Raw genomic sequence first — 15,884 nt, 5'->3', positions numbered from 1 at the left:
CAATATAACGGCGGACTGACGCCCAATGAATCGGAACGATTGTTCTGGTTAAACTCTAAGATCGTGGCCAATATTAGTTGACCACTACATTATGGAAAAGGACTCTTCGTTAAATGTTAGAAACCCTGTTAAGTAAACTGTCTCTAATCGACTATAAATATGAAAAAATTCGTGAAGCCACTGAATGTGATTTCAACATTTTTTCACTTTTGCGCAGTGAATCTGACGAAGTCGCTTTGCACTCTCGCTTCATCGGCGAGCTACTCAATCCTAAAGGGTCACATAATAAAGGGGCCCTCTTTCAAGAGCTGCTCTTGAAGCAATTAGCTCTCAACAGCGAGATGTTTCTTGGAGAGTTTACACTAGAAGTTGAACGCTCCATGGGTAAGTATGGAAGGATTGATTTACTGCTTGTTGGTGAACACGACGTTATCGTAATCGAAAATAAGATATACGCACAAGACCAGCCGAAACAAATGGAGCGATATAGCCAAGCGATTGGTGAGAACTACGGCTCGAAAGCACATCACCTTTACTATTTGACACTGTCTGGAGAGCTCCCTTCAGTTGAAAGTCTAGGCAATTTAGAAGCTGGGAGCGTTCAATGTATCTCATATTCTATAGTAATTAAGGAGTGGATTGATTCCTGTGCCCGAACAGTTTATGACTCACCGCTACTTAGGGAAACCATAATCCAATATAAAAAACTAATTGAGAAGCTGACAGGCCAAACTCTTACAGAGACACATAAAATGGAAATAACTGACTTGCTTTTAGAAGGTAAAAATTTTAAGTACGCGCTTCAAATTGAAGAGGTAGTAAAAGATGTTAAAGCTGAGTTACAGAAAACAGTTTGGATAGGGCTGAGAGACTCACTTAGTAAGCATGGTTATTACTTCAATTTTGTAAATCACCTATTTGACGAAGTTGGCATGGATGTGTGCAAAGGCTTTTATCAAGCGAACAATCGCAGTCGCTATCACGGATTGGAGCAACGTGTTTTGACCTTTGGTGAGTATGGTGTTCACCTGTACTTAGAAGTAGAAGACCGATTCTACTATGGGTTTACAGTAAGTAAGAATAACCAACGAGGGCTATACAAGGATGAACTACTTAGTGCTGTCCCGAAACTCGATAATCATCTAAAAAAGTTAATCGGAAACAACGCTGAATCTAAGTGGTGGTTAGGGTGGAAATATAGTGACGACAAAATTAACTTTAGGAACTTCAATGAAGAGAATTCAGCTAAGCTTGCTGACGCTGTATACAGGCAAAACTGGATTGATAGCGTGACTAAAGACATCGTTAACTTAATAAAACAATGCAACGCTGACTGTAACGCACTAGCTCGGTGAGCTTGCATCTTGCAAAGCCTTGCATTCAGTACGAAGTGAAATCCACGTGGATGTAAAATTAATGAGAGTTGAAAATGAATAACTGTGAAAGTCTAGTCTTGGAGTATCTGCGTGCAGATAGAGCCATGTTCGTAAATACACAGTGTTGTATACAACTTATCGATGCTCTAAATCCAGATACCAGCGGACCCCATTGGTATTGTGATTTGTTGGCTGTGAATTTTAAAGAGAAGCAGGTCTATTTGTGCGAAGTAACTCATGCAAAGAACTTATCTAGCCTCATTAACAGGTTAAAAGACTGGGAGCTACACTGGTCAGAATTGAAAACCGCGTTGGTTAGGGATAGCAGCATACCGAATGATTGGGAAGTGAGGCCATGGGTGTTTATTCCAAGTGATTTATCTGGGGCATTTGACCTAAAAATAGCAAACCTTGGGCTAAAAAATATGCCAAAGCCTGAAGTGACTGCTTTGGAGGACGTAATGCCCTGGAAATATCGTTCGTGGAATCGGTTAGTATGAGCAAGTTACAAATAAAGAAGTGTTCGGGATGAAACTAAATTGAAGGGTTACCATAGCAACAAGGGAGATTGGAGTGGCATAGGAATTTGCTAACCTGATCGCAGTCGTTGAAGTTAATGGTATGCCTCGCTTAATGGTTCTGGAGTTCAAGCCAGAAACTGAGAGAAATAGAGTACAGACGAGTGTAGATATGATATTTGATGATTGGGATACCCCTTTTAATGAAGGAACTATATTTCTGGTTAGTGCGGCATGGGGAGGAGGTGAGTGGAGTGTCAGTTACCCCAATGGTAAAAGTTATCACCTCCAGATACCAACGGGCACCAAGGCAATATTAACCCTTACACTATTTCATCTTGAAACTGAATCAGTGTATGAGTTGAGATTCCCATCGGCATCAGCATTTAGAGTGTTAGATGAAGGAGGCTTACTTAATATCTGGAATGAAATACAGACAAATCATAACTGTTTTAAAGTGAAGGGGCATGCCTGGAGTGAAGAGAGTCCAGTGACTTTTGCAATGGGCAGTGATGATGGCTTCTCATTTCTTATCACCACTAGTGATGATTGTGTCGAAGTGGTGTGCCAACATCCTCCCGAGATTATTTTCATACAAAAACTTCAGCCAAACACCGGCTAATTAGCTGTTTCTAGTGCGAGCCTAATAAAGTATATAGAAAATTGATTGCCTTGTGATAAGCCTCTTGGACATAAGACTCGGGGCAGTCCACAATGAATTATTTTTCAGGTGCATTTCGATTTTCAAAGAATTAGACCTGTATGTATCATTCAACATGAATAAATCATTGAACAGCGATTGTTTTGATGTAGTCACTTGGTGTTAGTCCAAATTTGCCTTTAAAGCGTTGGCTAAATCGTCCTTCGGATTGATAGCCACATGAAAGGGCCAGCATTGCGACGTTATTGTGACCTTTTTGCATTAAATTTAACGCATGATTTAATCGGACTTCAGCTAGCACTTCTCTATACTGCATGTTTTCTTTCTTAAGTTTTCTAATCATTGTTGAACGGCTTATAGCAAAGTGCTGCGCAACGGTATCTAAAGAGTGTTCTTCACTTGGTTTTTTCGCCAGATAGCGGCTTAATTTCTGACTAAATCTAGTATTGTTATCAGTAAACAGACAATGTAATACGCCACGTTCTGCCAACTGTTGATAAAGCCCCTGTACCCAATGATATTGTGTCTCTTGACTCATACTTAGTTGGTTGAAAGAGAAAAGTGCGTTAAGGGTAACTTGTAACTCGTCACTAGCTTCTAGTATGGGAGTCTGTTCTGTACCACCGTTACTTTTACTTAGTTCAATTATTGAGCCATTCGGTAAGCCATAGAAACTGAACACTCTGGAACGAAAATTTCCCTTTTGTGGTAGGTTTTCAAAACTCAATGACTCGGAAGCCTCGCATAACAACAATTCAGAATGGGAAACATCTATGGTAGATTCCCTCCAAAATAGACGTTTACTGCCAGTCATAATTTGAATAATGCTTGGGGAATGAAGCCGTACGTTCCTGAGCTTCTGAAGTTGCTCTGCTCGGAATATCGTAACTTGATATTGTTGGTTCATCATTCCCCTCATTGTTATCTTGGTTTAACGAGTATAAGTAGCAGTTAACTTGGATTTGTCTAAAGCGATACTGTTCAACGTAAAGCCGACCACAGCTGCTGGAGTATTTTCGTTAAGTTCTAGTTTTTCTGTAGGCAATGCCCACACAGTAAATTGGTAACGGTGCATACCATTCCCTTTAGGAGGGCAAGCTCCACCAAAGCCAGCGGTACCATAATCTATACGAGACTCGATACCACCTAGACGTTTAATTTTTACACCTCGCGGTAGTTCGTTGACTGATGCTGGAATATTGAATGCAACCCAATGCCAAAATCCGCTGCCTGTGGGTGCATCGGGATCATAAACTGTGACTGCAAAGCTCTTAGTACCTGATGGCGCGTCTTTCCAGGTTAGCTGAGGTGACTGGTTATCACCACTACAACCCCAGCTATTATATTCAAAGGTCTTAGCCATAGGATAACCTTCTTGAATATCACTACTATTTAATTCAAAGGCTTGCACTGAGCCCAAAGTTGCCAAACTTAGTGCCAATAAAGACGTACTGATTACTTTCATTAAAGTGTTCCTTTTCTTGAGTTCGGGGCTAATTATATGCCTCTTATCAAGTTTCGACTGCTCAATAAGTATCATAAGTGGCTTTGGATGATGATTTATTGACACTTATAGTTTCCAGTAAACAGCCTATGCGAATGGTTGTTTGATTGATATCGCAGCATTACACAGCACAAGAGTGTCCTAAGACGTTGTTGTCCCAAAATAATTCAGAGTAAACACCCATACACTTCCTGTTAATCTGCGTTTGCCATACAAAAATCTAATTCGAACAAACTGAGTATTCATCATGCTGTACTAAACGGAGCAAGCCTCAAAGCCATCGTGGCGCCAAGAATCTATTAAAAAGTCCAGGAAGCATTGCGATGGAAATGGAGTCTTAGTAGTGGGGGGTGAACATATCCCTGAATAGAGCATTGAGTAACTCATCAGGCATATGATTGGGCATGCTGGTTGGTGAATTCGCATGCGAAATTTAGTGTTTCACTGCAAAGATCTGTTCGGTGTTAATTAACGCACATTTTTAGACATTTTCTTGTGTCGTGTGAATTTTGTTATGCAGTTGACAGAACATTTGTTGTATCTTCCGTGTTCACTAACCTTTTTATCAATATGAAACTTATGATAATAGAAGATGCCGAAGGATATTTTGATCATGGCAATAACCTTTTCGACAAACGTAATTACTCTGAAGCTATAGAGTCATTTCAAGAAGCCGCTAGCCAGAATCATGCAGGAGCACAGTACAGCATTGCCATGATCTACAAACATGGAATGAGCGTACAGCAGGACGAAGAATTAGCTGCAACTTGGTGCTTCAAATCAGCCGAACAAGGCCATGTGAATGCACAGTATGAGCTTTCTTCAATGTTCAGTTTTGGTCAGGGTGTACAACAAGATGATGAACTAGCCTTTTCCTGGGCACGAAAAGCAGCCGAACAAGGGCATGTAAAGGCTCAAGTCAGTATTGCTATGAGATACGAGAGCGGAGTGGGCGCGAGTCAAGATTTTCAACTAGCTTTTTTCTGGTATCAAAAAGCCGCCAAAAAAGGCAATGCCAGCGCACAACTGAATCTTGCCTTAATGTATATGTTGAGGCTGGACGTGCCATTAGACGGAAAACAGGCTTATGCCTGGTTATCTGTTTCCGCTGCAGCAGGCAATAAAACGGCCCGTAGACAACTAGAGTCAGCAGAACTCAAATTAGATGGAGAAGCCCTTGCTAAAGCTAAAATTTTAGCGTCTGAGTATATTGAGCTTTATAGTAAATAATTCAGATTTTTAAGATTAACAGGCCGCACCTCATCCCTATAAGTACTTAAATTAGCGGCCTTTTCATATCACCAAAGCTTTAACTACCGAAGCGTGTTCGGCTCAAGTCTTGAGCTTTGCTTGTAATGGCCATTGTGTGAACACGGACCGTTTTTATACAGATGTTCAGTTTGACCTGATTAAGGAAACAAAGGCACCCGCTACCTGTAGACTAGCATCTGGTCTAAATTCTAAGTTCCTCACACATTAAAGCTTTGAATAAGACGTATCTCTTTCAACGTAATAATATGCCCCCACTCATTGATGAACGTTGTAGGAAGCCCTTTGCCTTTAGTAAGCCAAGGTTTCCTTTTACTTTGAAAAATTTATGTCTGATACTCGAACACTGCGCCACATGGCGATACTGCGTTATATTCCTCAAGAGCCTCAATATACGACGACGCGAGAGCTAAGTGATAAGCTGAGTAATGATGGCTTTGATATTAATATGCGGATGCTACAGAGAGACATTGAAATATTATGTTGTCAGCACCCTTTGAGCTGCGATGATACTGTCAGGCCGCATCGTTGGTTTCGTATTCAAGGGGTTAGCGATGCATCGTTAGAAATGACGCCCAGCACGGCACTCGCTATTAATATGCTGAGTGAACAATCTCATTATTTGTTGCCTCGACAAGTACATGACAATCTAAAAGGCTTCTTCTTACAAGCAACTCAAAAGTTTGCTGTCGCACCAGAAAACCCGCTATACCATTGGCCATCACGTATCGCTAACCTGTCTCCTGGTTTTCAGCTTTGTAAGCCGATAATTGACGACAAAGTGATGCAAGTTGTTGAACGATCTTTGATCCAACAAACGCCATTAGAGATTGATTATCGGCCGCGGCCACCAAGGTATAGTAAGAAGTATCAAATAAACCCATTAGGTCTGGTTACTCGTGGGCCTGTTTATTATCTTATTGCGACATTACGTGAAAGTGGCGACTATCGACATTTTGTATTACATCGAATTCAAGATGCCGAATTGATGACCGTAGCACAACACCAGGTACAAGATTTCGACTTATCGACCTACATTAAAAACGGCAACCTGAGTTTCCCTAAAGACAACAAGATAACACTAGAGCTGAAAGTGTCTTATATCGAAGGTTACCACCTGCTTGAAACCCCAATCCATCCAGATCAGCAGGTCAGCTACCCAGATCCTCATCACTTCGTTTTAAAAGCAAAAGTTAACCATACCGAAGAACTTAAGTGGTGGTTAATGTCGCTTTCTGACATTAGTGAAGTCATAGGACCTAATTTTTTAAGAAGGGAACTCGCAGAAAGCTTAGAAAAAGCGGTACGCCAATATCAGTCAAACTAAGGCGTTATTCAAAACGCCTTTGTGTTGAAGGTTGAGGTCGTTATTCAATTTGTTCTGATTTGATCCAACCAATCTCGCTTTTTGGCGGCTCTTCATCGCGGATACGCTTATAAGCATCGCTCACATGGTAGGCCCATACTCGGCGTTTGGTTCGGCGACCGTTGAGAGTGAATGTGATCAGATATTCTTTCATTGCATAGTTCTCTTGATTGATAGTGTTGACGCCATTTTCCATATCATGGCGTCACTATTTGACTTGAGTTAAAACGACACTCCATGACGCGTTATCGTTTTACACTAAAGACCTTGAAATTAATAAGGACGATGAGTCATGCTACTTTGGATTACCGATACTCCAGAACAACAATACGAAAGCGATGAATTGATTATTCGTTCTCCAAGTCAAATAAGAGCGATCAGCCCGAATGGACCCGCTTTTGTCGTCATTGATATTCGAGTCCCTACTCCTGAAGTGATGGATTGGGCTTCAAAACGCCACCAAGCTACGTTGTGGTGGAAACCCACAACTGAAGTACCTAAGGCGCATTGTTATGTGGATATTGCCGAATGTTGTGCGACTGAGTTTATTCCATTAATCAGTGATATATACCATCGAAATGGTGTAATTAACGTATCACTTACAGAGTTAGAATCCATGGTTAAGTCTTATGATACGGCTCAGGTTTTTCACGCCCCAAGTGACACTGGCCCTTTACTCCATCATCAATGCTGGTCTTTTGGCTATCTGATACATCGAGATTGCAGTGCAAGTATTGATGACTTCCAACGTGTGACTGAACTGGGGCGAAGCCGCTTTAACATTGAAGAGATGATCAATCTTATCATTCCAGATGATGGACTCAATTTACTCCTTACGTTTTCGAAAGCGTGAAGCTAATTATTATGTGTAGAAAAGGTTAACCGACAGCAGTATGGCAACAGAAATAGAAAAGTTTATTCACCAGAATACGAAAACCAGCCACAAACGATGGGAGTCTATTGTTATGTATGCTCTTCATTTTTCCTTAAGGGATGTACAGCTGTGTTCACAATATAAAATTGGTCCGTACTTGGTGGATGGTTATTTCCCCGACCTAAATTTAGTGGTTGAGATTGATGAAGAGCATCATGACTCTCAAGTTGAAGATGATCGGATTCGCGAAGCTTACATTCAGAAAGAGTTAGGGTGTGAGTTTTATCGGATAGATGTGAAAGAACCTGTGTATGAGCAAGTCGATCAATTGATAGCAAAGGTAAGAAGTGGTTCGACAGCAGAGTGAGTGATTGAAGCGAAAGTAAGAAATGAGGGCGAATACTCTAAGCAAAAAAGAGAATATCTGGAAGAAGTTGGTGCATTCGATTTTCTTAATGGTTTACAAGAAGACCTTGAGCAATTGGATATAAAGATTGATCACAACCATATCGGCACCCCATTGACACCGCCTAATGGGGAAGTAGGGTTTATGGTGAACTTCGATGGTTTAACCCTATGCATGATCGTCACCAAGAGTTTAAAGCCTAAGCTTCTCGTGGCCGATTGCGCTGAAAATATACTGGTTTTTTAGCACTTGAGTTGTCAGATTGGAAAAATACAACCGGGAATAAATACAAAGTCATTGAAAATTTCAAAGGACAAAAGTCTCGTGATGACGTTTTTGAGTATTTGAAAATTACGTTTAATCAGCTTCTTAAACGCTAATGACCCGTGAGTGTAAAGCATTACTAAATGCTGACGGCTAAACGACCACAACCCATGACATATTGATTGAACAAGGCTCAAAATGACTCCATCATTTTTAAACAATAACCTTAAAAGCATTCAGAAAACTGAGCAACCGAGTTTTAAAATTGCTAATAATTACTTTAATTACCGTCATCATGAGGTTATCGATGACATTTTATCTGATTGTACCGATGGTTATATCGGTCGAGAGCAAGTGACAGCGTATTTTAAAAATCGCCATTATTATAAGGGTTTCTTTGCTGCAATGATTTGGGGAGGGGTTTCGACTGGAGGTGTGACTGGGGACAATCTAACCAAGTTACTAAATGTGACGCCAGAGCGGTTAGAAGCTATCGTATTGGTTATTAATCGTTTATTGGCGCAACAGGCATTCTCTCAAGCGTACAACTACATGGAAGGAGAGGGTAAGTTAAATGGCTTAGGAGATGCGTATTTTACCAAGCTATTTTTCTTCGTTGCTGCAGCGGATACCTTGACGATTATCCCACCTATTTTTGATAAATGGACCAAGCTTGCATACTGCGCATTGCTAATTGATGAAGGGAATGGGCAATTGGCCAAGCAGTATATTTCTCGAGTGGAAGGCGTTGATGTTATATTAAGAACGGCGTCGCGCAGTGCAGCTTTCAACGATTTTGTGCTACGAATGAATCGATGGGCGAATGCGTGCGGGGTAGAGGTGAATCAACTAGAAAGCTATATTTTTGGGACTCATCGATCTAAAGATAAAACCAGTCATAACCCACGTTTCTATTTTGAGTCGTTTGTTGCTGCTCAGCACGCAGAGGTATTCGATACTCAGGCCACAATACGCAGAAGTAAGTCAAGAGAAAAAGTGTCGCATTCATTAATAAACTTAAACAAGAATAAAACAATAATGTCACGTATTGTAGCGATATATCTGTCCCCAACGAATAAAACAGCCTATACCTCAACTAATATCGAATTACTAGATATTAGCAAGCCATACGGTAAGGATCCGCTAACACTTGTTAAAGGCGGACTAGGTGCTCAAGGATACCGTGTGTTTTCAGGTGAAGGTGGTGCAACTGTGACGGCTAACCATAAGGCAATGCGTAATGATCCAACCTTACAAGTGGTGTACTTAAATGGTGACGATTTGGTGAGTAGAAAGTCACAGGCTGAACAATTCACGGATAGTGAGTCATTAAAGGCCGCTAAAAAATTTGCGCAAGAACTAGCGAAGGGGCAAGGGTTTAAGCAGATAGGTCGGTAGGAACGAATGCTGGATACTCCGTTAAGCGACTTTTCCCATACCTAAGATAATTCAGTGGCATTGCTAAATCAGCAATATCGCTGACACAGTTTTGTCCATTTTCGAGTCAGCGAGTCTGCGCTGACTCACTTATGCCCCTTTGCGAGTTACAGGCGATAAGCTGCACAGATAAGTAACAAGCCAGTTGACCTACTTTTACTAATCGATAAATGACAGTTACTGATTACCTTCGATAAGACATCAATATCAATGCTCACTTTACAACTTTCTGTGCTCGTTTATTCAACATCACTCTGGTAGAGTGCTTATTAATCAATAGCTTTACTTTAGTAAGGCTTAAATAATAAGTTTATTGCATGTGCACTTACCAAATATGTGGTAACACACAAATACTAAGATATTGTGTGCACTTTACTGAGGAAACCGAATGAAGATTCGATATATTTTCATGATTTTACTAAGTGCTGTTGGTGTCGCTGCATGTCAAACAACGCCAACTGATAAGGAATTATCAAAAATATCATATGCTAATTTATCGCCTCAAGTTGTCAAGCTTTCTGAAAGTACAACTAAATGTGCTTTAGCTATGCTTGTACTGAATACTGAAAGCTATAGTTCGATAGATGAAGTTTACTTTAACAACGGTGATACATACGGTGAACTTATGTCTGCTTTGGATGACGAGGCAAAGCAGAAGTTGATACAGAGTGTTGGGCTAAGTGCAAATAAGTATGCGGCGTTACACTATGAAGGAGCTATTTTCCCTGTAATGCTTGAATATGTATTCGAGGGAGGTTGTAATCATTTGTACTTTTCAGATGGTTTCAGGTCTAAATATTCAGGCGTAATTGAATCCTTAGAAAATTTGTAGCAATGTTCTATAAATTTTCGCAAACAAAGCAAACTGAACCCAAGCGAGTCGAAACGATTGCTTTACACTTGCCTTGGCCAAGTAGGAGCATTGCCCACTTGCTGACTGGTGATATGGCGCTTAGAAAGCAGCCACTATTTTCAAAGGCACAATTTGGTTAGTAAGCCAACTGGTGGTTCACCAACAAATCAACACAGAGCAAGCCCGATCTGCCTACAGGCAAATGTAAGCTAATGGCAGACGTTTACCTTGGGCTAAGGCACAACAAGCTTTAGAAGATCTAGAACAAGCAAATAACTAAATTTATGATCTGCGCCTATTCGATCAGAACAAACAAGAATGACAAGTACCGAGTAACGCAAGGCCTATAACATCTAATTTGTAAAATCGCTAATGATGTGCGCGGCTCAGTCGATGTATAGTGGGCAGGTTTAAGGGAGTGAAATAGGCATGGATTTATCGAAAAAAGTATTAAATAGCAGCGCAATAGCATCTTGGAGTGGCTTTATATACCAGGGAAAAGTCGCCCTCTATCATTGCATTCAATTACTTATTGATGGTGAGCATAAGGCTCACCATTTGAAAGTTGAGACACTAGATGATTTTGTCATCTATGATTCAGAAGGTAAGGCGCTAAGTCTTCATCAAGTAAAGGCCAAGGCTGACAGTAACCGTAGTGGATACAATAAAGCAATCGTGCAGGCATCTGAGGTTTCGGCCAGTTATATTGATAGTAATACTAAGCGATGGTTTCACGTTGCTCGTGATTTAGGTGATTTTTCTCCATATACCGCGATGAACTTACAGCATTCTAGAGTCGAATTTTATAGTTACCGCAACGGGCGACAATACCTTCAGTTAAGTGATGTTGATACTGAACTTGAACAAGCTGTCTCTGACTATTTAACCGAAGCTGAACTAAGCTGCTCTTCTCTACAGATCCAATATAAGCTAGGGCTTCTATATACGTTACTTGATTCAAAAGTCATATCAGCTCATGCCAAAATCCACAATGGAGGCGAGCTAAAGTTCCATGCCGCAAACAAAACACCAATCACGTTAACTGAGATCCTGGAGTGCTTAACAGCCGAGGTGTTGGATGAAAACGATGAACGTATAGTCTTAAATCGCTTCAGGCGTAATTTGCTAGAAAGGACTGACAAGTTGATTGAAGCAAATGAGTCTACGCCAGATTTATCAATAGTCGACATACTTTCCTGTCGTGACGCTATTGCAAAGATGAACAGGCCTACGCTAAAGCGACTCTACTTTTCTAAAAAGCCAAACCTTGATGCCATCACTCTAGAAGGCTTTAGTCATGATAGTGTTGAAAGTTATATGGAAATCATTGCATTGATTGATAAGTTAATTGTCCATCAGGATCTCCCTCATTATCATCAGGCTCAATTTGGTACATATCTTCCAACTGCAATTCATTTAAAAAAAACTAATGAAAAGCTCTCCCTCACAGAGATACAAAATAATGTTGAGGCATTGCGTGAAAATGCTACCGTGCAGGATGTTTTGTATGAATACAACAACCTGATTGTTGATATGAAACACTCTCCTTTTCCGCTTAGTGAAGCGTCAAAATTGACTGGCAAGTTTATGGATATTTCTGAAGTTGATTTGGATAAAAGTCGTCTCACTAAAATTCATAATGTGAGGTTTATTTCAGCAGAAGATGCTCAGGAGGAACTAAGTGATTAAACAGATTATTCAGCAAGTAGCGGAGAACTCACCTTGTCAGTTCCGGAAATTTGAGATGCCATCGGACGAGATTAGATTCTATTACTCAGGCAATCCAGACTATCAACGCTTTCTTGTTGTATTAGATGTAGGGCAGCTAAGCTCACCCAGTGAACTAAATAACAAGGTGCAGGAAAGAACTCCACCGGAGCTTCTAAAGATTCCGTCTTTTTCAAAAAACACCGATTTAGTTGTCTTGTACAGATTAGACAGTCTAGCGGAACTTCATCAATATGAGCACAGCATCTTTGATATTGAAGAAAATGCTTATAGTCTTAAAAAGCATGTTCTCTATTACACAACTGCGGAGACTGAGCAGCTAGGGCAATATCTAGCGCTAGGTGAGGAAATTGAAACACTCGTAGTCGATTCTGAGCACTTTAATCGATATAAGACAAAACCCGCAGAAGAAACAGCCTTTAGCCTTGCTTGCCGCCTTTATGTAAAACTCCCGTTTTTAGCCGTGCCTGCAAAGGAGGCTACATTAACAAGTGCCAACCAACTAGCAAACCAATTATTAGATGGTCAGAATCTGCTTACATTTTTCAATGAAATAGAACAGCAACTAAGTGCCGGACAAACACATGAAATAGTTATGGAGGCATTGATTAATGAACAAATGGCGGATTGATAGGCTAAAAATTAATGGGTTTAAGGTTTTCTCTTCTTTTGAAGACCAATATAAAAATGATCTCATCATTTATGATGGTCCCAATGGATTCGGTAAAACGTCGCTATTTGATGCTAAACAACTACTTTTTCGTGGTCAATTACCGCGTATTGCTGCTCGATTAAAGCCAGTAACACCTAATAAGCACAGTTTTAAAACAAATCTTTACCGCCACAATGATCATCAAGGTGATATTTGTATCGTAGCTGAGTTGATAAAAGGCGATCAGTCGTTATGTATCATGCGTAAAGCTGATGCCGAGGATATGAAAGCAAAAAATAACAAGCCTAGTGACTTCTCTATTTTCAAATTATATCAGCTGTCGGATTTCAACGATTGGTCTACTGCGAAAGAAGTAAAAGATGAAGCGACTTTTTGGCGACAACATCTTGGTGATAACTTCCAAAAGAACTTCGACGTACTGAACTATCTACAACAAGATAGTAAAGCATTGATCATTCCTGACGGTTGCTGTGAAGAAACAACAAGGACCAAGCAAATTGAGCACCTTATTAATCTGGATGAGCTCAATGCAAGGTTGAACAATCTCATAAAAATGAAAGATGCTCAAAAAAAGGCTTGGAAACAAGAATCAGAAGTTCACAGTTCGTTAAAAAGTGAAATTGAAAGGCTTAAACAACAATTATCTGTTCCAGGTAAGGTTATCCAATATAGCCGACTGACAACTAGTGATTCTGTTCCTGTCTGGGATTCGGAAACACCGTTAACAGCACAACGCTTGGCTGACTACCCAAATCATATAGCCTCTGTTAATTTGATCAAAACGTTGGTGAACCAATCCGATGAAATTGCATTGCGTGATCGCAACAGGAAAAAAAGTGCTTTTCTGAATACTGACGAATTTGCTTTGGCTGTGCGTCTTGCCAATCATTTCGAAAAGCTAAAACCATTGAGAGATTTACGAGAGCAAAGGAAGCCGTTATTACAGGCCATTGCTGTAACAAAGAAGAATGCAACAGATCTCAAAGAAGTTGATTTACCACCATTAAAAAAAACGTTATCCAATGACTATGATGATTTTTCTACGCTAGTTAAACAAAAAAGCCAATTTCAAACTTATCAAAACACAATTGGTGATGCTAAGACTAAGATACTGGAGGTGCGGAATAAACTAATAAAATCAATAAGAAATAATGAAAGTAGCTGTTCGCTCTGTGGTTTCGATTATGATGACCATCAGTTGCTAATAGACGCAATAAACGTTCGGACCCAACAAATTGAAACCGAGTTGGATCAAAATGGGAAAAAGCTCTCAGAGCTTGTGCGAAAAATCAATTTAACATTACATGAAATATCGTTAAAACTTCAGCCGCAGCTTGAAAAAGTAGATGCGGAGTTCAACTTAAAGCTACTAGAAGAGCTAGAGACTCATGAACATCAAGCAAACCGATTACTAAAAATTGCAGAACGAGTTCGACAACTTAATATTTTGCTCCCCAAAGAATATGCAGAGACGATTGAGAAGCAAAATGAACAAATCGAATCCGTTCGACAGCAAATACAGCGTTCATTTGAACAAGAAAATGACACAGTGACAGAGAAAGCTTTAGCTTTGTACTATGGTGCCTTTAAAAGCCCTGAAGATTTAAAACTCATTACCTCTGAAACTATTGAGGACAAACTCAGCTATATAGGCAACGAATTTAATAATCTTATCAGTAGAGCTCATCAGAGTAAGCTAAAAGCTTTCAATAAATCTAATGCCAGGCTCCAAGTTATTAGTGAAATAGAAAGTAAGTTAAAAAATACAGAACAAAAACTTAACTTGGCTCGTAATACATACATCAATCAAACACTCGGCGAGATAGAGCTGCTCTTCCACATATACACAGGACGTTTATTGCAAAACATGCAATCTGGATTAGGGATCTTTTTGGTGCGAGCTGACGGGACTCAAAAAGATACTCCTTTGCAATTTAAAACGGCGAGAGGTAATGAGCATGATGCAGCGCTTTCTATGAGTAGCGGTCAAATAAGTGCTCTTGCACTGGCCTTATTTCTTGCATTAAATAAAAAATACGCAAAGACCGCTTTTGTATTTATTGATGATCCAACCCAGTGTATGGATGAAATCAATATTGCATCGCTAAGTGATTTACTTAGGGTAGAGCTCCGGGATCGACAAGTTATCATGTCAACACATGAACAAGACATCGCTAACTACTTAATCTATCGGTATAGCAAAGCAGGGCTTTCAAATCAGAAAATAAATCTTCTGGAGAAGCATAGAGCTAAGTCAATGGGCTAATACAATCTAGATAAGAGAAATGATTTTCTGAGACTGTAAATAATTTTCTTTGCTAACTTATAGGGTGCGGTGCTTCTCTGCACTTTTCAAAATAATCACTTTGATTATAGAACTCTTCAACACCTTTAACTTGTTATTCAAACATCTCCCGGAGACTTCACCGCCGGGAGAGCCTTGCTTTCCAGTAACATACAGCTGTAGCGGTTTGGGTGAAATTGGCTACTACTTTGTAGTCATTTGGTGTGTTCGATGTAGAATAAGTTATCAGAAAGTTTGGCTGCATTTGTTCATCGTAACTCGGAATTGTCCAAAAATGGGTTAGGGGGCTTAGCTCACTAATGCCAAAGTGTACTAGTGTCTATTCTTTGCGACAGGACTATAACTTCGTTTAGATACCAACCTGAACCCATTGGACCAAAAGTTGCGGCCAACTTTACTGTTCTAGATGCTTTCCATACCTTTCATTCTGGAATAATCACATATTTATAGGTAATCAGACCGCTGATATAGAAAACCAGTGCAGAAAAGTACATTCCCGCTGCATTTTTATCACTATCAACAATTCTATCCAAATTGAAATTGACGCATTTTCCAAAGAGGCTGTCATAACGCTGCGCACATTCTACTGGGCAATCGTATGGTATCAATGATTTCATGCACGTAGCGACGCCTAATCTTTAATCAATTCA

General features: G+C 40.0%; 15 protein-coding genes. 12 read left to right on the top strand and 3 right to left on the bottom strand.

What is annotated here, in order from left to right:
* Positions 1-113 precede the first annotated feature (113 nt).
* Both BEL05_RS19705 and BEL05_RS19695 read left to right on the top strand, forming a co-directional pair.
* On the top strand, positions 114-1,355 hold the full coding sequence (locus BEL05_RS19705; protein ID WP_069672154.1) for a PDDEXK-like family protein: 1,242 nt from the start codon (positions 114-116) through the stop codon (positions 1,353-1,355).
* Between the two features lie 711 nt (positions 1,356-2,066).
* Positions 2,067-2,516: a hypothetical protein gene (locus BEL05_RS19695; RefSeq protein ID WP_069672267.1), complete on the top strand. Its 450-nt coding sequence runs from the start codon at positions 2,067-2,069 to the stop codon at positions 2,514-2,516.
* A 163-nt stretch (positions 2,517-2,679) separates the two neighbouring features.
* Here the strand turns inward: BEL05_RS19695 and BEL05_RS19690 are convergent, their stop codons facing one another.
* Both BEL05_RS19690 and BEL05_RS19685 read right to left on the bottom strand, forming a co-directional pair.
* On the bottom strand, positions 2,680-3,465 hold the full coding sequence (locus tag BEL05_RS19690; protein ID WP_217629874.1) for a helix-turn-helix transcriptional regulator: 786 nt from the start codon (positions 3,463-3,465) through the stop codon (positions 2,680-2,682).
* 21 nt (positions 3,466-3,486) lie between these two features.
* The gene (locus BEL05_RS19685; protein ID WP_069672151.1) at positions 3,487-4,020 is read right to left on the bottom strand and encodes a YbhB/YbcL family Raf kinase inhibitor-like protein; all 534 of its coding nucleotides are present in this window, start codon (positions 4,018-4,020) and stop codon (positions 3,487-3,489) included.
* 618 nt (positions 4,021-4,638) lie between these two features.
* Here BEL05_RS19685 and BEL05_RS19680 point away from each other — a divergent pair.
* Positions 4,639-5,289, top strand: coding sequence for a tetratricopeptide repeat protein (locus tag BEL05_RS19680; protein ID WP_069672150.1), 651 nt, complete (start codon positions 4,639-4,641; stop codon positions 5,287-5,289).
* A 367-nt stretch (positions 5,290-5,656) separates the two neighbouring features.
* Positions 5,657-6,655, top strand: coding sequence for a helix-turn-helix transcriptional regulator (locus tag BEL05_RS19675; RefSeq protein WP_069672149.1), 999 nt, complete (start codon positions 5,657-5,659; stop codon positions 6,653-6,655).
* 40 nt (positions 6,656-6,695) lie between these two features.
* On the opposite strand, the gene BEL05_RS19670 is transcribed toward BEL05_RS19675, so the two are convergent.
* Positions 6,696-6,890, bottom strand: coding sequence for a hypothetical protein (locus tag BEL05_RS19670; protein ID WP_069672148.1), 195 nt, complete (start codon positions 6,888-6,890; stop codon positions 6,696-6,698).
* 96 nt (positions 6,891-6,986) lie between these two features.
* Here BEL05_RS19670 and BEL05_RS19665 point away from each other — a divergent pair, with 96 nt between their 5' ends.
* The 8 genes from BEL05_RS19665 (at position 6,987) to BEL05_RS19630 (ending at position 15,195) form a co-directional block, all read left to right on the top strand.
* Positions 6,987-7,547 carry a hypothetical protein gene (locus tag BEL05_RS19665; RefSeq protein ID WP_069672147.1) on the top strand — a complete coding sequence of 187 codons (561 nt, stop codon included), beginning with the start codon at positions 6,987-6,989 and terminating at the stop codon, positions 7,545-7,547.
* A 40-nt stretch (positions 7,548-7,587) separates the two neighbouring features.
* A complete protein-coding gene (locus BEL05_RS19660) occupies positions 7,588-7,935 on the top strand; it encodes an AbaSI family restriction endonuclease (RefSeq protein WP_069672146.1) in 348 nt (115 codons plus the stop codon).
* A complete protein-coding gene (locus BEL05_RS19655) occupies positions 7,936-8,220 on the top strand; it encodes a hypothetical protein (protein WP_069672145.1) in 285 nt (94 codons plus the stop codon).
* A gap of 216 nt (positions 8,221-8,436) precedes the next feature.
* Positions 8,437-9,636: an 8-oxoguanine DNA glycosylase OGG fold protein gene (locus BEL05_RS21110; RefSeq protein ID WP_069672144.1), complete on the top strand. Its 1,200-nt coding sequence runs from the start codon at positions 8,437-8,439 to the stop codon at positions 9,634-9,636.
* 427 nt (positions 9,637-10,063) lie between these two features.
* Complete coding sequence (locus tag BEL05_RS19645) at positions 10,064-10,507, top strand: hypothetical protein (protein WP_069672143.1); 444 nt, start codon at positions 10,064-10,066, stop codon at positions 10,505-10,507.
* A 450-nt stretch (positions 10,508-10,957) separates the two neighbouring features.
* Positions 10,958-12,217 (top strand): ABC-three component system protein, encoded by a 1,260-nt coding sequence (locus tag BEL05_RS19640; protein WP_069672142.1) that lies wholly within the window; start codon positions 10,958-10,960, stop codon positions 12,215-12,217.
* Positions 12,210-12,887 carry an ABC-three component system middle component 1 gene (locus BEL05_RS19635; RefSeq protein ID WP_069672141.1) on the top strand — a complete coding sequence of 226 codons (678 nt, stop codon included), beginning with the start codon at positions 12,210-12,212 and terminating at the stop codon, positions 12,885-12,887. The genes BEL05_RS19640 and BEL05_RS19635 overlap by 8 nt, the downstream gene beginning before the upstream one ends.
* Complete coding sequence (locus BEL05_RS19630) at positions 12,868-15,195, top strand: AAA family ATPase (RefSeq protein WP_069672140.1); 2,328 nt, start codon at positions 12,868-12,870, stop codon at positions 15,193-15,195. The genes BEL05_RS19635 and BEL05_RS19630 overlap by 20 nt, the downstream gene beginning before the upstream one ends.
* Positions 15,196-15,884 lie beyond the last annotated feature (689 nt).

The organism is Shewanella colwelliana (genome assembly GCF_001735525.1).
Classification (GTDB): Bacteria; Pseudomonadota; Gammaproteobacteria; order Enterobacterales; family Shewanellaceae; genus Shewanella; species Shewanella colwelliana.
This window is presented reverse-complemented; position numbering and strand designations above follow the sequence as displayed.